The organism is Mycolicibacterium sp. 624, from assembly GCF_040548615.1.
In the GTDB taxonomy this organism is placed as follows: Bacteria; Actinomycetota; Actinomycetes; order Mycobacteriales; family Mycobacteriaceae; genus Mycobacterium.
In genome coordinates this window covers 603,441-623,449 of sequence record NZ_JBEPRZ010000001.1, presented here as the reverse complement: position 1 = coordinate 623,449, position 20,009 = coordinate 603,441, and the positions used below count along the sequence as shown (strand labels likewise).

General features: G+C 70.0%; 9 protein-coding genes. 5 read left to right on the top strand and 4 right to left on the bottom strand.

Going from position 1 to position 20,009, the window contains the following annotated elements:
- Positions 1-12,570 carry a type I polyketide synthase gene (locus tag ABIA65_RS02795; RefSeq protein WP_354522538.1) on the bottom strand — a complete coding sequence of 4,190 codons (12,570 nt, stop codon included), beginning with the start codon at positions 12,568-12,570 and terminating at the stop codon, positions 1-3.
- A 16-nt stretch (positions 12,571-12,586) separates the two neighbouring features.
- Entirely contained in the window at positions 12,587-12,769 is a 183-nt protein-coding gene (locus tag ABIA65_RS02790) for a hypothetical protein (RefSeq protein WP_241401972.1), read from the bottom strand.
- Positions 12,770-13,068: 299 nt separating this feature from the next.
- Between ABIA65_RS02790 and ABIA65_RS02785 the strand changes: the two genes are divergently transcribed.
- The 4 genes from ABIA65_RS02785 (at position 13,069) to ABIA65_RS02770 (ending at position 16,691) form a co-directional block, all read left to right on the top strand.
- Positions 13,069-13,710 (top strand): response regulator, encoded by a 642-nt coding sequence (locus ABIA65_RS02785; RefSeq protein ID WP_354522537.1) that lies wholly within the window; start codon positions 13,069-13,071, stop codon positions 13,708-13,710.
- A gap of 55 nt (positions 13,711-13,765) precedes the next feature.
- Positions 13,766-14,884 carry a sensor histidine kinase gene (locus tag ABIA65_RS02780; protein WP_354523071.1) on the top strand — a complete coding sequence of 373 codons (1,119 nt, stop codon included), beginning with the start codon at positions 13,766-13,768 and terminating at the stop codon, positions 14,882-14,884.
- A 73-nt stretch (positions 14,885-14,957) separates the two neighbouring features.
- Positions 14,958-15,968 carry a LacI family DNA-binding transcriptional regulator gene (locus ABIA65_RS02775; RefSeq protein ID WP_354522536.1) on the top strand — a complete coding sequence of 337 codons (1,011 nt, stop codon included), beginning with the start codon at positions 14,958-14,960 and terminating at the stop codon, positions 15,966-15,968.
- A 69-nt stretch (positions 15,969-16,037) separates the two neighbouring features.
- Complete coding sequence (locus ABIA65_RS02770) at positions 16,038-16,691, top strand: flavodoxin family protein (RefSeq protein ID WP_241401970.1); 654 nt, start codon at positions 16,038-16,040, stop codon at positions 16,689-16,691.
- A gap of 6 nt (positions 16,692-16,697) precedes the next feature.
- Here ABIA65_RS02770 and ABIA65_RS02765 read toward each other — a convergent pair whose 3' ends face one another.
- On the bottom strand, positions 16,698-17,837 hold the full coding sequence (locus ABIA65_RS02765; RefSeq protein ID WP_354522535.1) for an acyl-CoA dehydrogenase family protein: 1,140 nt from the start codon (positions 17,835-17,837) through the stop codon (positions 16,698-16,700).
- 11 nt (positions 17,838-17,848) lie between these two features.
- Positions 17,849-18,727 (bottom strand): EamA family transporter, encoded by an 879-nt coding sequence (locus tag ABIA65_RS02760; protein WP_354522534.1) that lies wholly within the window; start codon positions 18,725-18,727, stop codon positions 17,849-17,851.
- Between the two features lie 162 nt (positions 18,728-18,889).
- Here ABIA65_RS02760 and ABIA65_RS02755 point away from each other — a divergent pair, with 162 nt between their 5' ends.
- Positions 18,890-20,008 (top strand): Re/Si-specific NAD(P)(+) transhydrogenase subunit alpha, encoded by a 1,119-nt coding sequence (locus ABIA65_RS02755; protein WP_354522533.1) that lies wholly within the window; start codon positions 18,890-18,892, stop codon positions 20,006-20,008.
- The last annotated feature ends 1 nt before the right edge of the window (position 20,009 follow it).

Genomic DNA, 20,009 nt, shown 5'->3' with positions numbered 1-20,009 from the left:
CTAGTCGTCATCGTCCTGGAACGCTGCCAGCAGCTCCTGCAGATCCATGTCCGCTATGTCCTGGGTGCGCGGCTCGGCGGTGTCCTCGGCACCGCCGACGACAGGGCTGCCCGAGCCGGTCTCCCCGGCCAGGTTCAGCAGCATGTCGAGCACGCCAGCCTGCCGGAGCCGCTTGATCGGGATCGATGCGACCACCCGCCGCAGCTCGTCCTCGACGGCACTGGGGGCGGGCCCCGCGGCCTCCTCGCCGCCGAGCTGCGTGCGGAAGTACTCGGCCAGTGCCGACGGATTGGGGTAGTCGAATATCAGTGTCGGCGACAGCGTCAGGCCGGTCGCGGCCTTGAGCCGGTTGCGCAGCTCCACCGCCGTCAATGAGTCGAAGCCGTGATCGGAGAACGCCAGATCGGCACCGATCGCGTCCGGGGAGGGCAGGCCGAGCACCGTCGCCATATGCGAGCGCACCAGATCCAGCAGCACCATCTGCTGCTCGTCGACGGGCAGCCCCGACAGTCGCGCCGTCAGCGCGGAGCGCGACTGCGCCGCCGCCAGTGAGTCACCCACCTGGCGCCGCGCCGGACCGGAGATCAGCTCGTTGAACATCGGTGGCAGCGTGCCCGCCGAGGACTTGGTGCGCAGCGCACCGCGATCGATCCGGGCCGGCACCAGGAACGGCTCATCGACCACCAGCGCCTTGTCGAGCAGGCTGAGCGCCTCCTCGACCGGCAACGCGAGGATGCCGTCGCGGTTGAGCCTGGCCAGGTCCGCGGTCTGCAGGTGACCCGTCATCCCGCTGGCCTGCTCCCACAGGCCCCACGCCAGTGACATGCCGGGCAGGCCCTGGGTGCGGCGCTGCCAGGCCAGTGCGTCCAGGTAGGCGTTGGCCGCCGAGTAGTTGGCCTGACCTGACCCACCGACCAGTCCGGCCATCGACGAGAACAGGACGAATGCCGAGACGTCGAGGTCGCGGGTCAGCTCGTGCAGGTTGTCGGCGGCGTCGACCTTGGCGCGCAGCACGGTGTCGACGCGGTCGGGCGTCAGCGACGTCACCACGGCGTCGTCGATGACACCCGCGGTGTGGAACACCGCCGACAGCGGCCGCGGATGGTCGATGCCCGCGAGCACCTTGGCCAGCGCGTCGCGGTCGGCGACGTCGGCGGCGACGACCGCCACGTTGGCGCCTGCCTCGGTGAGTTCGGCGACCAACTCGGCCGCACCAGGGGCGTCGGGTCCGCGCCGCGACACCAGAAGCAGGTCGCGCGCACCGTGATTGGCGACGATGTGACGCGCGATGGATGCTCCGGCCATGCCGGTGCCGCCGGTGATCAGCACCGTGCCCGACGTCCACGCCTCGGGCATAGTCATGACGACCTTGCCGATGTGACGGGCCTGGCTGAGATGCCGCAGCGCCGCGGGGGCCCGCCGGACATCCCACGTGCTGACCGGCAGCGGCTTGAGCACACCGCCTCCGCTCAGCGATGCGACACCGGACAGGATCGACGCGACACCGTCGGCGCCGGCCTCGAACAGGTCGAACGCGCGGTAGCGCACACCGGGATGGGCCGCGGCGACGGTGTTGGCGTCGCGCATATCGGTCTTGCCCATCTCCAGGAACGCGCCGCCACGCGGCAGCAGGCGCAGCGAGGCATCGACGAAGTCCCCGGCCAGCGAGTCCAGCACGACATCCACACCGCGACCGCCGGTGACGGCCAGGAACTTCTGCTCGAACTCCAGCGTGCGGGAGTCACCGATGTGGTCATCGTCGAAGCCCATGGCCCGCAACGTGTCCCACTTGGGTTGGCTGGCGGTGGCGAACACCTCAAGGCCCCAGTGCCGCGCCAGCTGCACCGCCGCCATGCCGACACCGCCGGTCGCGGCGTGGATGAGCACCGACTGGCCGGGCGCCACGTCGGCGATCTGGCGCAGCGCGAAGTAGGCGGTGGCGAAGCCGACGGTGAAACCGGCCGCCTGGGCGTCGCGCCAGTCGGCGGGCACCGGAAGGACCACACGTGCGTCGGTGGTCGCCACGGTGCCGGTGCCCTCGGGGAACAGACCCATCACCCGGTCGCCGACGGCGACACCTGTGACGTCGGAACCGATCTCGGTGACCACGCCCGTGGCCTCGATGCCCATCACGGCGTCACCGGGGTAGAGCCCGAGCGTGATCATCACGTCGCGGAAGTTGGCCGCGATCGCGCGGATCGCCACCCTGATGCGACCCGGCTCGAGCGGGGCGTCAGCGTCGGGGATCGGCTCGAGCACCAGGTCTTCAAATGTTCCCGAGGTGCTCGACTTGTTGACAGCCAACCGCCACGGCGCACCGTCGGCCGGTGGGGTCAGCACCGCGTCGGCGGCGCGGCTCGGCAGCACGCGGGTGTGATGCAGGACGCCCTTGCGGAGCACGACCTGCGGTTCGGCGACGCCCACGACGGCCGTCAGCAGGTCCTGGTCAAGCGGCAGGGAGTCATCAGTGTCCAGCAGCACCACACGGCCGGGATGCTCGGTCTGCGCGGCCCGGATCAGACCCCATGCGGCGGCACCGCCGAGATCACGCAGATCCTCGCCGGGCAGCGCAACAGCGCCGCTGGTGACGACGACCAGCGTGGCTGATTCCTGTTCGGTCAGCCACGACTGCATGCGGGCCAGCGCCTCGTGCGTGGTGGCGTACACCTCCTGCACGCCGGGATCCGTTGCTGCCGAGCGCAGTTCGTGGAACGGGATCTCGACGTCGGACGACGCTGCGGGGTCGGGGACCAGCGGGGTCCAGGCCACCTCGAACAGCTCGCCACCGGACGTGCCGCCGACGGCTGCCGCCAACTGTGCGGCCGTCACCGGCCGGGCCACCATCGACTGCACCGACAGCACCGGCAGACCCAGTCCGTCGGCGAGGTCGATCGACATCGAACTCGGGCCGTTCGGCGCGATCCTGGCCCGGATCGCAGACGCCCCCGCGGCGTGCAGCGACACCTTCTGCCAGGAGAACGGCAGGGCCAGCTCCTCGGAGTCCATGCCGAGGATCACCGCGTGCAGCGCGCCGTCGAGCAGGGCCGGGTGCACGCCGAGCCCGGCGACCGACACGTCCTGCCCGAGCTGGACCTCGGCGAAGATCTCCTCGCCGCGACGCCACATCGCGGTGAGGTTCTGGAACGCCGGACCGTACTGGTAACCACGCTCCGACAGCACCGCGTAGGCGTCGGCGACGTCGACCTCACGTGCGCCGACCGGCGGCCACACCGTCAGCTCGGCACCGGGCGCGGATGACTCGACGCCGAGTTCACCCTCGGCGTGCAGCGTCCATGGGGCGCCCGACGCCGACCTGTCACCGTCGGGCCGGGAGAAGATCGACACCACGTGCGCACCGCCGGCATCGGCCGCGCTCACGACCACCTGCACGGCGACACCCTCGGGCGGAAGCACCAGCGGGGCGTGCAGCATCAGCTCATCAACTCTCGAGCAGCCGACCTCATCGCCCGCGCGGATCGCCAGCTCGACGAACCCGGCGCCGGGGAACAGCACCACTCCGCCGACGGCGTGGTCGGCCAGCCACGACTGAGACGAGACCGCGAGCCGGCCGGTCAGCGTCACGCCGCCCGTCTCCGGCATCTCGACCACCGCGCCGAGCAGCGCGTGCTCGGTACCGCCGAGGCCAAGACCCACGGCGTCGGTGGCGCCCGCGCCACGACCCGACAGCCAGAACCGGCGGCGCTGGAAGGCGTAGGTGGGCAGGTCGACCAGTCGGCCACCGGTGCAGACACCGCGCCAGGCGACATCGCCACCGGCGACGTTGATCTCGGCGAGTGCCGTCAGCAGCGTGGAGGGCTCCGGCCGGTCCTTGCGCAGCACCGACACCGCGACGGGTTCGGTGGCGGCGTCGACATCGGCAAGGGTCTGCGTGATCGACGCCGTCAGCCCGCTGGCAGGTCCGAGTTCGAGGAAGCGCGTCACGCCCGCAGCGGCCAGCGCCCGCACGCCGTCGGCGAAGCGGACCGCCTCGCGGATGTGGCGCTGCCAGTAGGCCGACGTGCCGAAGTCGGGTCCCGCGACGTCACCGGTGAGGTTGGAGATCACCGGAATGCCCGGCGCCGCAACGGACATGCCGCTGGCCAGCGTGTTGAACTCCAGCAGCATCGGCTCCATGAGCGACGAGTGGAACGCGTGCGACACCGCGAGCTGATGCGTGCGACGGCCCTGCTCGCGCAGGGTCTCGGCGATCGCGAGCACCGCGTCCTGCGGACCCGAGATCACGACCGAATTGGGTGCGTTGACGGCGGCAATCGAGACGCCCCCGAATTCGATGTCGCGCAACAGCGGTGCGACCTCGTCCTCGGTTGCGTTGACGGCGACCATCGCACCGCCCTCGGGCAGGCGCTGCATGAGCCTGCCCCGGGCGACCACCAGCGCCGCGGCGTTCTCCAGCGACAGGACACCGGCCACATGCGCGGCCGAAAGCTCGCCTATGGAGTGGCCAATCAGGTAGTCCGGTCGCACACCCCAGGATTCGAGCAGCCGGAACAGTGCCACCTCGACGGTGAACAGCGCGGGCTGGGCGAACTCGGTGCTGTCGAGCAGCGCGTCGTTGGCACCCCACATCACGTCGCGCACCGGGCGCAGAAGGTGGCGGTCCAGTTCGCGGGCACACGCGTCGAATGCATCGGCGAACACCGGGTGGGCGGCGTGCAGCTCGCGTCCCATGCCGAGCGCCTGCGAGCCCTGACCCGGGAACACGAAGGCCGTCTTGCCGCCGCTGGCGCGGCCCCGGACCATGTCATCGGTGAGTTCGTCGGCGGCCAGGGAGCGCAGGCCGCGCAGCAGGTCGTCGCGGTCGGCGCCGAGCACCACGGCGCGGTGCGCGAAGGCACTGCGCCCGCCCAGCGTCCAGCCGATGTCGAGGACGTCCAGATCCGGGTGGGCCTCGACGTGATCGGCGATGCGCCCGGCCTGACTCGTCAACGCCTCGGGCGACTTCGCCGACAGCGTCCACGGCGAGACCGCCGACGAGCGCTCGCGCGAGGAGCCGATGGATCCGGCATGCTCGGCGACGATCACCGGCGCGTCGACTGCGGGCGCCTCCTCGATGATCACGTGTGCGTTGGTGCCGCTGATGCCGAACGACGAGACACCCGCCCGACGGACGTGCCCGTTGGCCTGCTTGGCCTTCCACGGCCTGGCCTCGGTGAGCAGCGAGATGGATCCCATCGACCAGTCCACGTGTGGGCTGGGCTCATCGACGTGCAGCGTCGCGGGAAGCGTGTCGTGGCGCAGTGCTTCGATCACCTTGATCACGCCGGCCACGCCTGCACCGGCCTGGCTGTGTCCCATATTGGACTTGATCGAGCCCAGCCACAGCGGCTCCGACCGATTCTGACCGTAGGTCGCGAGCAGCGCCTGCGCCTCGATCGGGTCACCGAGCGTGGTGCCGGTGCCGTGCGCCTCGACGGCGTCGACGTCGCTCGGTGCGAGACCCGCGTTGGCGAGCGCGGCGCGCACCACGCGCTGCTGTGACGGACCGTTGGGGGCGGTCAAACCGTTCGACGCGCCGTCCTGGTTGACCGCGGACCCGCGGACCACGGCGAGCACCGGGTGACCGAGACGCTGTGCGTCCGAGAGTCTCTCGACCACCAGCACGCCACCGCCGTCGGCGAAGCCCGTGCCGTCCGCCGCGCCGGCGAAGGCCTTGCAGCGGCCGTCGGCGGACAGCCCACGCTGCCTGCTGAACTCGACGAAGATATCGGGCGTCGCGTTGACGGTGACACCGCCGGCCAGCGCGAGGTCGCACTCACCGAGGCGCAGGGACTGCGTCGCCATGTGCAGGGCGACCAACGACGACGAGCACGCGGTGTCCACCGACACCGCCGGGCCCTCGAGGCCGAGCACGTAGGAGACGCGGCCCGAGGCGATGCTGGCCGCCTGGCCGGTCAGCCGGAAGCCCTCGACACCGTCGGCGCCCATACCGTAGCCCTGCGCGATGATGCCCGCGAAGACACCGGTGGCGCTGCCGCGCAACGATGCCGGGTCGAAACCGCCGCGTTCCAGCGCCTCCCACGACAGCTCGAGGAACAGCCGCTGCTGCGGGTCCATCGCCAGCGCCTCGCTGGGAGACACCCCGAAGAACGCCGGGTCGAAACCCGCCACGTCATCGACGAAGCCGCCCGTGCTGGCGTACGACTTGCCGGGGGCGTCCGGGTCGGCGTTGAACAGTCCGGCGAGGTCCCAGCCGCGGTCGGTCGGGAAGTCGGTGAGGACGTCCCGACCATCGGCGACCATGTCCCACAGCGCCTCCGGGGAGTCGACGCCTCCGGGGTAGCGGCAGGACATCCCGACGATGGCGATCGGCTCGTCGATCACCGACACCGCCGATGAGGTCTGGCGTGCTTCCTGCGCCAGGGTGTCGCCGGCGAGCTCGGTACGGATGTAGCCCGCCAGCGCCTCCGGCGTCGGGTAGTCAAATATCAGGGTCGGTGACAGCGCGAGACCGGTCGCGGTCTTGAGCCGGTTGCGCAGCTCGACGGCCGTCAGCGAGTCGAAACCGTGATCGGAGAACGCCAGCTCCGCGGCGATCGAGTCCGGGTCCGTGGTGCCGAGCACCGTCGACATGTGCGATCGCAGCAGGTCCAGGATCAGCGCCTGCTGCGCGGGCTCCGAGAGGCCCTGCAGCCGTTGTGCCAGAGCGGACTTCGACTTCGCGGCGACCAGCGAGTCGTCGACGCGGCGTCGGGTCGGCGCGCTGGCCAACCGGCTGAACATGGGCGGCAGGACGCCCTGTGCCGAACGGGTGCGCAGTGCGCTGCGGTCGATCCGCGCCGGGGCCAGCAGCGCCTCACCCACGACGAGCGCGCTGTCGAACAGCGCCATCGCGTCATCGCTCGACATCGCGAGGATGCCGTCGCGGCCGAGCCGGGACAGGTCGGCGTCGGCGAGGTGACCGGTCATGGCGCTGGCCTGATCCCACAAGCCCCATGCCAGCGACGTCGCGGGCAGGCCGTGTGCGCGCCGGTGCGTCGCGAGACCGTCGACGAACGTGTTCGCCGCGCAGTAGTTGGCCTGGCCTGCGGAGCCGACGACGCCGGCCATCGACGAGAACAGCACGAAGGCACCGAGATTGGCGCCGCGAGTGAGTTCGTGCAGGTTCCAGGCGGCATCGACCTTGGCGCGCAGCACCGGCGCGACGCGCTCGGGCGTGAGCGAGCCGATGACGGCGTCGTCGAGCACACCGGTGGCGTGCACGACGGCCGACAGCGGCACGTCGACGCTGTCCAGAACTGCCTGCAGCTGGGCCCGGTCGGCGGCGTCGGCCGCGACCACGCGCACATCGGCACCTGCCGCGGTGAGCTCGGCGATGAGGTCGGCGGCACCGGGGGCGTCGGGTCCGCGGCGTGACACCAGCAGTAGATGGCGTGCCCCGTTCCTGGTCACGACGTGCCGCGCGATGGCGGCGCCCGCCATGCCGGTGCCGCCGGTGATCAGCACCGTGCCCGACGTCCACGCGCCGGGCATCGTCATGACGACCTTGCCGATGTGACGGGCCTGGCTCAGGTGCCGCAGCGCCGCGGGTCCACGCCGGACGTCGAAGGTGGTGACGGGCAGCGGGGTGAGGATGCCCGCCTCGAACATGGCCGACAGCTCGACGATGTAGTCGTGCATGCGTGGCCGGCCGGGCTCGAAGAGGTCGAACGCGCGGTAGTGGACGCCCGGGTGTGCGGCGGCCACGGTGTCGGCGTCGCGGATGTCGGTCTTGCCCATCTCGAGGAACACTCCACCGCGGGGGAGCAGGCGCAGCGACGCGTCGACGAAGTCGCCCGCCAGCGAGTCGAGCACCACGTCGAAGCCGCGCCCGCCGGTGACGTCGAGGAACTTCTGCTCGAAGTCCAGCGTGCGGGAGTCCCCGATGTGGTCGTCATCGAAGCCCATGGCGCGCAACGTGTCCCACTTGGGCTGGCTGGCGGTGGTGAACACCTCCATACCCCAGTGGCGGGCCAGCTGCACGGCGGCGAGGCCGACGCCGCCGGTGGCGGCGTGAATGAGGATCGACTGCCCGGGTGCAACGTCGGCCAGCTCCTTGAGCCCGTAGTAGGCGGTGGTGAACACCACCAGTGCGGCGGCGGCCTCCGCGTCCGTCCACCCGGTGGGGATGGGCGCGACCAGGCGGGCGTCGGCGGCCACCAGCGTGCCGGTGCCCTCGGGGAACAGGCCCATGACCCGCTGGCCGATCTCGAATCCCGTGACGTCGGGGCCGATCTCGGTGACGACGCCGGACCCCTCGCTGCCGATCAGCGCATCGTGGGTGAACATGCCGAGCGTGATCATGACGTCGCGGAAGTTCGCCGCGACGGCACGCATCTCGACCCGGATGTGCCCGGGGGGCAGTGGTGCGTCGGAGTTCGGCACCTCGAGCAGCGCGAGGTCCTCGAACGTGCCAGCCGTTGTGACGCCGAGGCGCCATGGCTTGCCAGTGTCGGGCGGGGTGAGAACGCCGTCGGTGCCGCGGCTGCGCGTGACGCGCGGGGCGTACATCACGCCGTCCCGCAGCACGATCTGGGGTTCGCCGACTGAGAGCAGCGCGGCGAGGTCGAATTCGCCTGTCACGTCGGCCAGGACGATGCGGCCGGGGTTCTCGGTCTGCGCCGCGCGGACCAGGCCCCACACTGCGGCGCCGGCCAGGTCGGTGACGTCGGCGCCGGGCAGTGGTGCCACGGCGCCACGGGTGATGACCACCAGCGTGCCGGATTCCTGATTGCTCCTGGCGTGCGCGGAAGCCTCGGAGAGGAAGGACTGGATGCGGGTCAGGGCGGCCACTGTCGCGTCTCGCACTGCGGCCGGCAGATCCGCGGAATCGCTTGCTGCCGAGGATGACTCGAACGTGACGACACCGTCGGGCAGCGGCGGCACGGTCGCGGGCGCCTTGACCGGCGACCAGTCCACCTCGAACAGTTCGCCGTCGGCGCGGCTGCTCGCCATGGCCGAGGCGATCTGATCGGCGCTCACCGGCCGCGCCGTCATGGACCCGACCGACAGCACCGGCAGGCCGAGGCCGTCGGCCAGTTCGATTGACACCGAGTGTGTGCCGGTCGGGGTGATGCGCACCCGAACCGACGATGCGCCCGCGGCGTGCAGCGTGACCTGCTCCCACGAGAAGGGCAGTGCCAGAGTCCCGCGGACGTGAGGAGCAGTTGAGCCGAAGTCGTCGGCGGCCAGCGCCACGGCGTGCAGCGCCGAGTCGAGCAGCGCGGGGTGCACCCCGTAGTCACCGGCGGCCACGTCCTGCGGCAGGGCGACCTCAGCGAAGACCTCGGCACCTCGTCGCCACATCGCGGTCAGCCCACGGAAGGCGGGGCCGTACTCGTAGCCCCGCTCGGCGAGCATGCCGTAGGCGTCGGACACATCGACCGGCACGGCGCCGGCGGGCGGCCACGCCGACAGGTCTGCGCCTGGGGTGCCGGCCTCCGAGCCCACGATGGCCTCGGCGTTGAGGACCCAGTCCGCGACGTCGTCAGCGTGGCGCGAGAACACCGACACCGCACGGGTTCCCGACTCCTGCGCCGGTCCGACCACCACACGCAGCGGCACGCCCGACGGCGGCACCACCAGCGGTGCCTGCAGCGTCAGTTCCTCGATGGCGGGGCAGCCGACCTCGTCACCCGCGCGGATGACGAGTTCGACGAAGCCGGCGCCCGGGAACAGCACCGTGCCGCCGACCGCGTGATCGGACAGCCAGCCCTGCGACGACGCGGCGAGCCGGCCCGTCAACATGACCTGACCCGAGTCGGGCACCTCGACGACGGCGTTCAGCAGCGCGTGGCCGGAGCCCGCCAGACCGAAACCGCTCGCGTCGCCGGAACCGCCTGCGCCGCCGGACAACCAGAAGCGGCGCCGGTCGAACGCGTAGGTCGGTAGGTCGAGCAGGTCACCGCCGGGGCACACCTCGCGCCACGCCACCGGGACACCGGCGACGTAGGCCTGGGCGGCCGATGTCATGAAGCGGTCCAGGCCGCCGTCGTCACGGCCCAGGGACGGCACGACGATCGGGTCGCCCGGGGCGTCGGCGCAGTCGGTGACGGTGTCCTCGATACCGGCGATCAGCGCGGGATGCGGGCTGGCCTCGATGAACGCCCGGTAACCGTGCTTGCACGCCGTCCGGACGGCCTTGTCGAACTCGACGGTCTGACGCAGGTTGCGGTACCAGTACTGCGGGTCAAGGCCCGCGGTGTCCATCGACTCGCCCGTCACGGTCGAGATGAAAGTGGTTCGGGTGGAGCGTGGTTCGATACCGGCCAGCGCCTCGACCAGCTGGTCGAGGATCGCCTCCACGGCGGGGGAGTGTGACGCGTAGTCGACGTCGATGCGGCGGGCGCGGATGTCCAGCGCCTCGCACTGGCGCACCAGCTCGTCGAGTGCGGCACCCTCGCCGGACACCACCACGGCCGAGCGACCGTTGACCACCGCGATGCCGACGCGGTCGCCGAGGCCGAGCAGCAGTTCGCGGGCCCGTTCGGCGCTGCACGCCAGCGACACCATGCCCGCGTCACCGGACAGCGCGATCAGCAGCTTGCTGCGCAGCGCGACGACGCGGGCCGCGTCGCGCAGCGACAGGGCACCCGCGACGTGGGCGGCGGCGATCTCACCCTGCGAGTGGCCGATCACCGCGTCGGGGACAACGCCGATCGACTTCCACAGCCGGGCCAGTGACACCATGACCGCGAACAGCACGGGCTGGACGACGTCGACGCGGTCCAACGTGGGGGCACCCGGAGCGCCGCGCAGCACATCGAGCAGCGACCAGTCAACGAACTCCGACAGCGCCTCATCGCACGCCGCGATCTCCTCGGCGAAAACGGTTGAGCTGGAGAGCAGTTCGACGCCCATGCCGATCCACTGGCTACCCTGCCCGGGAAACACGAAGGCCGTCTTGCTCACCGGCGTGGCATGCCCGCGGACCGCCCTGGTCCCCGCCTCGTCGTCGGCTGCCAGTTCGGCCAGCCCAGCGAGCAGTTCGGCGCGGTCGGCACCCAGCACCACCGCGCGGTGGTCGAATGCCGCCCGGCCCGCCAGCGTCCAGGCGACGTCGCGGTCGCCGGCATCCGCGTGTTCCTCCAGATACCTGGACAGCCGACCGGCCTGCGCGGCGAGCGACGCCGGTGACTTGGCCGTCAGCACCCACGGCAGGAGCGGGGTGGGCGCGCTCTCGGTGGCCGGCTTGGCCTCCGGTGCCGGCGCCTGCTCGACGATGACGTGCGCGTTGGTGCCGCTGATGCCGAACGACGAGATGCCGGCCCGGCGCGGTGTCTCTCCGGCGGGCCACGGCTGGGCCTGTGCCAACAGCTGGACGGCGCCCGCGGTCCAGTCCACGTGTGGGCTGGGCTCGTCGACGTGCAGCGACTTGGGTAGCAGCTCGTGGCGCATCGCCATGATCATCTTGATCACGCCCGCGACACCGGCTGCGGCCTGCGTGTGACCCATGTTCGACTTGATGGAGCCCAGCCACAGCGGCTGCGACCGGTCCTGGCCGTACGTCGCCAGCAGCGCCTGCGCCTCGATCGGATCGCCCAGTGGGGTTCCCGTGCCGTGGCCCTCGACGACGTCGACCTGGGTGGAGGTCAATCCCGCGTTGGCCAGCGCGGCGCGCACCACGCGCTGCTGCGACGGCCCGTTGGGCGCCGTCAGCCCGTTCGACGCACCATCCTGGTTGACCGCAGAGCCGCGGACGACGGCCAGCACATTGTGGCCGTTGCGCAGCGCGTCGGACAGGCGCTCGACCACCAGCACGCCGCCGCCCTCGGCCCAGCCGACGCCGTCGGCCGCGCCGGCGTAGGGCTTGCAGCGGCCATCGGGTGCCAGGCCGCGGTGGCGGCTGAACTCCACGAAGATGGTCGGTGTCGCGTTGACCGTCACGCCACCGGCCAGGGCCAGGTCGCACTCGCCGAGGCGCAGCGCCTGCATGGCCATGTGCAACGCCACCAGCGACGACGAGCAGGCGGTGTCGACCGACACGGCCGGACCCTCGAGTCCGAGCACGTAGGCGACCCGGCCCGATGTGACGCTCGAGGTCATGCCGGTCAGCCGGTAGCCCTCGATGGCGTCGTCGGACATGCCGTAGCCGCCGGCGATCACCCCGGCGAACACGCCCGTCGAGCTGCCGCGCAGAGATGTCGGATCAACACCGGCGCGCTCGAGGGCCTCCCAGGACAACTCGAGCAGCATGCGCTGTTGGGGATCCATCGCGAGCGCCTCGCTCGTCGCGATCCCGAAGAAGCTCGCATCGAAGTCGGCGACGTTCTCGACGAAGCCACCCGTGCGCGCATACGACTTGCCCGGTGCATCCGGGTCGGGGTCATAGAGTCCGGCGGCGTCCCAGCCGCGGTCGTCGGGGAGATCTGACACCACATCGCGGCCCTGGGCCACCATGTCCCAGAGGTCCTCGGGGGTCGAGACGCCACCCGGGAACCGGCACGACATCCCGACGATCGCGATCGGCTCACCCGAGCGCTCCAGCAGCGCACGGTTCTGGTTCTTGAGCCGTTCGACCTGGACGAGGGCCTTTCGCAGCGCCTCTGTCGCGTGTTCGAGTTGGTTGACCATTCGGTGTCGTCCTCTGTCAGACCGTCGCGCCGGGCAGCGACGCTGAGGTGTTCGGTGCTGAGCCCGGTTCGGATGCCTTGGCGGGCGCGCCACGGTGGTCGACCACGTGCGGCGCACCCGCGCTCGAAATCCGCCCCAGGACGTCGCTGTCCCGGCGCGGACTTTGCCCCCGACCCATTCGCATTGCGTACCGGGTCATCGCCGCAAATCTACTGGCGAAATGACCCGTGTGTCGCGCATGGGTGACGATAGCCGACACGCTGCCCTCCCAGTGCGCCGTCCTGCCCTGTGCCGCCGTCGCTGCGAGGGTGCCTAGAACAGCCGCTACCAGCGGTGACGCGGGAACGGGCTGGCCGGCGTTGACGCCACCGCGGGGCCGACGGACGGTCGGAACTTCTAACGAATCCATTAACTCCCGTCGCTCCTGCGTGTTCGCCACGTCATCGCGTCGGAACTGAATCGGGCGAGGTCGCGGCCGTGTTGTGACACGCTTGGCGGGTGGCCGAAGAGAAGGTGCGGGTCGTCGTAGGAGACGACCATCCGATGTTCCGAGACGGCGTGGTGCGCGCCCTCAACAACAGCGGATATATCGAGGTGGTGGCCGAGGCTGAGGACGGGATCTCGGCACTCGAGGCGATCCGGGAGCACGCACCCCAGGTCGCCCTGCTCGACTACCGGATGCCCGGTCTCGACGGCGCTCAGGTTGCCGCGGCCGTCGTGCGCGACGAACTGTCGACCCGAGTCCTGCTGATCTCCGCGCACGACGAGGCAGCGATCGTCTACAACGCGCTGCAGGCGGGCGCCGCCGGATTCCTGCCCAAGGAGTCGAGCCGCGCCGAACTCGTCAACGGCGTGCTCGAGTGCGCCAAGGGCCGCGATGTCGTTGCCCCGAGCCTGGCCGCGGGGCTGGCCGGGGAGATCCGCAAACAGGGCAAGTCGGATGCGCCCACGCTGAGCCCCCGCGAGCGCGAGGTGCTCAAGCTCATCGCCGCCGGGGGGAGCATCCCGGCCATGGCCAAGGAACTGTTCCTCGCGCCGTCGACGGTGAAGACCCACGTGCAGCGGCTGTACGAGAAGTTGGGCGTCGGCGACCGTGCGGCCGCTGTCGCGGAGGCGATGCGCCGCGGGCTGCTGGAATAGCGTGACCCGGATCCTCACCTACTTCGCCGCGGAGCCCGTGCGCGTCACGGCGTTCATGCGGCTGCCACTGATCGCGCTGATCGCGCTCGTGGTCTGGATCTGGGAGGTCGACTCGTGGCTTCCCGGCGTCTACACCGTCGTGCTCGGGGTCTACGCCGCCGCGGCGGTCACCTGGGTTGCCATCGTGCTCCGCGGTCCGGTGCCGCGGTGGGCGGACTGGGCGTCCACCACGATCGACGTCTTGGTGATCGTCGTGCTGTGCGTCGTCTCCGGCGGCGCGACGGCGGCGCTGCTGCCGGTGTTCTTCCTGCTGCCGATCTCGGTGGCGTTCCAGGACCGCCCACTGCTGACCGGTGCGCTCGGTCTCTTGGCGGCGGTCGGCTACCTGACGGCGTGGATCGTCTACTCCAAACGCGACGATCACGTTGGCTTTCCCGACATCGTCTACACCCAGGTCGGGTTCCTGCTGTGGCTGGCGGTCGCGGTGACGGCACTGTGCTTCTTCCTGGCCCGCCGACAGGCGCGGGTGCAGGCGTTGCAGGAGGTGCGCAGTCAGCTGGTGGCCGAGGCGATGGCCGCCGACGAACGACACAATCGTGAGATCGCCGAGCACCTCCATGATGGGCCGCTACAGAATCTGCTGGCCGCGCGGATGGAGGTCGACGAGCTTCGGGAACGCAGCCCAGATCCCGCGCTGGACGTGGTCTACGACGCCCTGCAGGAGACCGCGGCGGGGCTGCGCTCCACCGTCACACAACTGCATCCGCAGGTATTGGCGCAGCTGGGCCTGGAGGCCGCCGTGCGGGAACTGTTGCGGCAGTTCGCCTCCCGCGGTGACTACGAGGTCATCGCCGACCTCGAGGACGTCGGCAAGCCAGTGTCGCAGACCCTTCTGCACCGGGCGGCGCGCGAACTGCTGACCAACATCCACAAACACGCCAACGCCACCACGGTGACGGTGACGCTGCGGCGCAGCGGCGACCGGGTGGTGCTGACGATCGCCGATGACGGTACGGGTTTCGATCCGACGCGCATCACCGACAGCGTGGCCGCCGGGCACATCGGCTTGGGGTCGCTGCTCGCGCGGTTCGAGGCGATGGGTGGGGAGATGGAGATCGACTCGCGCACCGGTGTGGGAACGGTCGTCACCGTGACATCACCGCCCGAGCCCTGACCCGCTCAGGGCTTGACACTCCGGCGGGCGTCGCGCATCATAGAAAAAACGTTTTAGCAGAGCGGAGATCGATGTGGCGGTGACGATCCGCGATGTGGCCGCGGCCGCCGGCGTATCGCTCACGACGGTGTCCCACGTGCTGAGCAACCAGGGACGCATCGGCAAGGACACCCGCGCGCGCGTCATGCAAGTCGCCGCCGATCTCGGCTACGCGGCCAACGTGCACGCGCAGCAGTTGGTCACCAACCGCAGCCGCACTCTCGCGATCCAGGTCGCACCGTTCGACCCGGACAGCGGATCGAGCATGCTGATCCCGAACTCCGAGTACTTCCTCGAACTGCTCAACGGCGCATCGGAGGCCGCCGGGCGGGCGGGCTACGCCCTGGTGCTCACGCCACCGGGAGTGGGGCCCACCGCGATCACCGCGTTCGCGGTGGACGGCGCGATCATCGTCGACCCGCACGGTGACGAGGGCCTGCTCGATCCGGCCTGGACGTCGTCGCACCCGGTGGTCACCGCGGGCCGCACCGCGACCCGACGTGACAGCCCCTACGTCGTGGACAACGATCACGAGGCCGCGACAACCAACGCCCTGGAACACCTGTGGGAGCAGGGCTTTCGGCGTCCCGCCGCCATGATCACCGATCGGGCACGGTCCTACACCCGTGATGTCGTGGCCGCGTACACGGTTTTCGCGCAGCAGCGGGGCATCCCGGTGCGAATCATCGAGACCGGAGCGGGCAACTCGGCGGGTGACGCGTTACGAGCACTGCTGGACGCCGACGATCCGCCCGACGCGATCTACGCGGGTGCCGAGGACATCGCCATGGACGTCCTGCAGAGGGCGACTCAGCTGGGCATCCGGGTGCCGACCGACCTCGGGCTGTGCAGCTGTGTGGACAGCAGCACGTTCAACCTGACGTGTCCAGAGGTCACGGGCGTGTTCTGTCACCCGCGAACCATCGGAGAGCGAGCGGTGGGTCTGCTGATCGACCTGATCGACGGCAACGAACCCGAGGACCGCGTCATCATCGTGCCGACCGAACTGCGGGCCCGGACGTCGACGCTTCGCCGCACGGCCTGACCCACCCCTGATCAATTGACTAGCCCAGCCCATCGCACCGTATCTGAAAAAACCTTTTAGCATAGGAGAATGACGATGAAGACGTTGGTCGTGAGTGCAAGCCCGCGCGAGGACGGCAACTCGCACGTCCTCGCCGAGGCCGTTGTGGACGGCACCGTTGCCGCCGGGAACGAGGTCGAGCACGTGTTCCTCGGTGACTACGTCGAGCGCATGCTGGGCAACTGTCGGACGTGCCGGCGGCCCGATGACCGCAGCTGCAGCCTCGACGACCGTTACGAGTCACTGCTGCTGGACAAGATGCTGCCCGCCGACGGCATCGTGTTCGCGATGCCGCTGTACTTCTACGGCATGCCCGGACGGCTCAAGACAGTCTTCGACCGGCTGTTCTGCTACACCGCCAACAGTGCGCCGCAGCAGGACCGCGTGGTCGACGGCATCATGGGCAAGAAGGTCGGCGTGGTGATCTCCTGCGAGGAGAGCTACCTCGGCGCGACGGCGGGCGTTATCGCACAGTTCGGCGAGCTGACGCGCTACCTCAACCAGGACCTCGTCGGCGTGGTGGTTGGAAATGCCAACAGCCGCGGCGAGATTCGGCAGGACCCCACCGATCCGGTGTCGGCCGCCCTCGATTTGGGTCGACGGCTGTACACCAGCCGCGTCACCGACTACCGCCTGGACACCGTCCGGTCGAACAGGGTGTGGACCGAGACCTCCGTCGTCTGACGCGACCTAGCCGGCCAGCGAGCGCGCGATGACCAGACGCTGAATCTGGTTGGTGCCCTCGAAGATCTGGGTGATCTTGGCCTCGCGCATGTAGCGCTCGACGCGGTAGTCGCGGGTGTACCCGGCGCCGCCGAACACCTGCACGGCGTCGGTGGTGACCTTCATCGCCGCGTCGGTGGCCACCAGCTTGGCGACGCTGGCCTGTGTGGAGTACGGCAGGCCGGCGTCCCGACGTCGCGCGGCGTCGAGGTAGGTGGCTCGGGCACTGACCACCGCCGCCGCCATATCGGCCAGCAGGAAGCCCAGCCCCTGGTGGTCGATGATCTTGCGGCCGAACGTCGTTCGCTCGTTGGCATAGCGCGTGGCGTCATCAAGCGCGGCCTGCGCGATACCCACCGCGACCGCGGCGATGCCGAGTCGCCCGGAGTCCAGTGCGCTGAACGCGATCTGCAGCCCCTGGCCCTCGGCGCCGATGCGACGGTCCGCGTCGAGGTGCGCGTTGTCGTAGAACGCCGACGTGGTCGGCACCGCGGACAGGCCCATTTTCTCCTCGGGTTTGCCGAAGCTCAGGCCCTCGAGATCACCGGGCACCAGGAAGCACGAAATGCCCTTGCTGCCCTCACCTGTGCGCGCGAACAGCGTGTAGAAGTCGGCGACCCCACCGTGGGTGATCCAGGACTTCGAGCCGTTGAGCACGTAACCGCCGTCATCGGGGGTGGCGGCGCACCGCAGCGCGGCGGCATCGGATCCGGCCTGCGGCTCGGACAGGCTGTACGCGCCGATCTGGTTTCCCGACAGCATGCCTGGCAGCCAGCGCTGCTTCTGCTCGTCGGTGCCGAACATCAGCAGCGGGTGCGACGACAGGCTGTGCACGCTGACGGCCACGGCCACCGCGGCCCACCGTGCGGCGATCTCCTCGAGGACCTGCAGGTAGACCTCGAACGGCTGACCGGCACCGCCCCACTCCTCGGGCTGCGGCAGGCTCAGCAGGCCGGCTGCGCCGAGCTGCGCGAACACGCCCTCGGGGTAGCGCTCGGTGCGTTCGTGTTCGTCGACGATCGGATCGAGCACCTTGTCGGCGACCTCGCGGGTCAGCGCGATCAGCTCGGCGGCCTCGTCTGACGGCAGAATCCGGTCCACGGACATAGTTGCATCTCCTAGTTTTCGGGCGGCCTCACTGTATCGCCGCGCACACTGATCGCCAGGGCGGCCACCACCAGAGCGATGCCCGCGGTCTCGGCGACGGTTGGCCGCTGCCCGAGCATCACCGCGCCGACGAACGCGGCCGTGACCGGCAGAAGGGCGAGCAACAGGGCGAACCGGGCGCGGCCTATCGCGGTGAGCACCAGTTGATCCAGCGCGTACGGCACTGCCGTGGACAGCACGCCGACCGCGACCCCCAGCAGCCATACCCTCGAGTCGGCGAACACCGACGCATCCTCGATGAGCTGCCCGGTGAGCAGCGCGGGGGCCAGGAGGACGGCGGCCGCAGCCATCCCGACGGCGAGCGAGTCGAGGCCGCTACCCGCGTCGGCGACGCGCTTGCCGAGCAGGATGTATCCGGCCCACAGGGCGGCGGCGATCAGCGCGAAGCCGACGCCCGCCAGGTCAATCCCCGTGTGCACACCCGTGAGCAGCGCGATACCGGCCGCAACCAGAAGCGCGGCAAGCAGATCGCGAGGTCGCCGTGACCCCAGGGTGGCGACGGCCACCGGGCCCAGGAACTCGATCGCCACGGCGGTACCGAGCGGAATGCGGGCGATCGCCTCGAAGAACGCGACATTCATGCCCACAGTGACAACGCCGAATGCGGCTGCGGCCGCCAGCGAGCGACGGGTCCAGGTCCGTCGCCACGGGCGTCGCCACACGATGAGCGCGACGGCAGCGGCGGCCGCGCGCAACCACGCCACGGCCGCAGGATTGGCGGTCTCGAACAGGAACACGCCGACGGCCGCCCCGACGTACTGCGACACCGCGCCGACGATGAAGAACATCGGCACCGACCAGGGGGGAATGCGGTGCCCAACTGTCGTCACGACGGTTGCAACTCCTAGTTCTTGGGCGTGCAACTCCTGGGTTCTGGGCGCAGTGCACAACTGTATCGATGCGGTTTCGTCTAGGTCTTACGTGACTGGCGGTACCGGTTAGGGTGTCTGAGTTCAGAGCAAACCGCGGGTGATCCGGCGGGGGAAGTAGACATGACTGAAGCTGAAGACGGCGCTGCGCGCCGGGCAACCAGGGCGACATCTGTGGGTGTGGTCGCCGAGTCGGGGTCTGATGAGCGCCGGGTGGCGGTGGTGCCCAAGGCGGTGTCATCTCTCGTGGGCAGTGGTGTGGCTGTGGTGGTGGAGTCTGGTGCTGGTGAGCGGGCGTTGTTGCCTGATGAGTTGTATGTCGAGGCGGGCGCGACCATTGGTGATGCCTGGGGGTGCGATGTGGTGGTGAAGGTGGCCCCACCCACGACTGAGGAGGTCGCCAGGTTGCGGTCGGGTCAGACGCTGGTCGGATTCCTGGCACCGCGCAACGAGCAGAACCAGATCGGAGCGCTCAAGAACGCCGGTGTGCAAGCGTTCGCGGTGGAGGCGATTCCGCGGATCTCGCGTGCGCAGGTGATGGATGCGTTGTCCTCGCAGGCAAACGTGGCCGGATACAAGGCAGTGGTGTTGGCGGCGTCGTTGTCGACGCGGTTCTTCCCGATGCTCACGACCGCGGCGGGCACGGTGAAGCCGACCAGCGCTCTGATTCTGGGTGTGGGGGTCGCGGGGTTGCAGGCGTTGGCCACGGCCAAGCGTCTGGGTGCCAAGACCACTGGTTATGACGTGCGTCCGGAGGTGGCCGATCAGGTGCGTTCGGTGGGTGCGCAGTGGCTGGATCTGGGTATTGATGCCGCCGGTGAGGGCGGGTATGCCCGTGAGTTGACCGATGAGGAGCGCGCGCAGCAGCAGAAGGCCCTGGAGGAGGCGATCACCAAGTTCGACGTGGTGATCACCACCGCGCTGGTGCCGGGTCGGCCCGCGCCGCGTCTGGTCACCGCCACCGCGGTGCAGGGTATGAAGCCCGGCAGTGTGGTGATTGATCTGGCCGGGGAGACCGGTGGTAACTGCGAGCTGACCGAACCGGGTCAGACCGTCGTCAAGCATGGGGTGACGATTGCCTCGCCGATGAACCTGCCCGCGACCATGCCTGAGCACGCCAGCGAGTTGTATGCCAAGAACATCACCTCGCTGCTGGAGTTATTGATCACCGACGGTGCGCTGGCACCGGACTTCGACGACGAGGTCGTCGCGGCCTCGTGCGTCACCCGGGAGGTTTCCTAGT

Excerpts from the sequence above, each read along its gene's own strand:
- ABIA65_RS02770 (WP_241401970.1), top strand. The coding sequence starts at position 16,038 with ATGACGATGAAGACGTTGGTCGTGAGTGCAAGCCCGCGCGAGGACGGC.
- ABIA65_RS02755 (WP_354522533.1), top strand. The coding sequence starts at position 18,890 with ATGACTGAAGCTGAAGACGGCGCTGCGCGCCGGGCAACCAGGGCGACA.
- ABIA65_RS02765 (WP_354522535.1), bottom strand. The coding sequence starts at position 17,837 with ATGTCCGTGGACCGGATTCTGCCGTCAGACGAGGCCGCCGAGCTGATC.
- ABIA65_RS02780 (WP_354523071.1), top strand. The coding sequence starts at position 13,766 with ATGCGGCTGCCACTGATCGCGCTGATCGCGCTCGTGGTCTGGATCTGG.
- ABIA65_RS02790 (WP_241401972.1), bottom strand. The coding sequence starts at position 12,769 with ATGACCCGGTACGCAATGCGAATGGGTCGGGGGCAAAGTCCGCGCCGG.
- ABIA65_RS02795 (WP_354522538.1), bottom strand. The coding sequence starts at position 12,570 with ATGGTCAACCAACTCGAACACGCGACAGAGGCGCTGCGAAAGGCCCTC.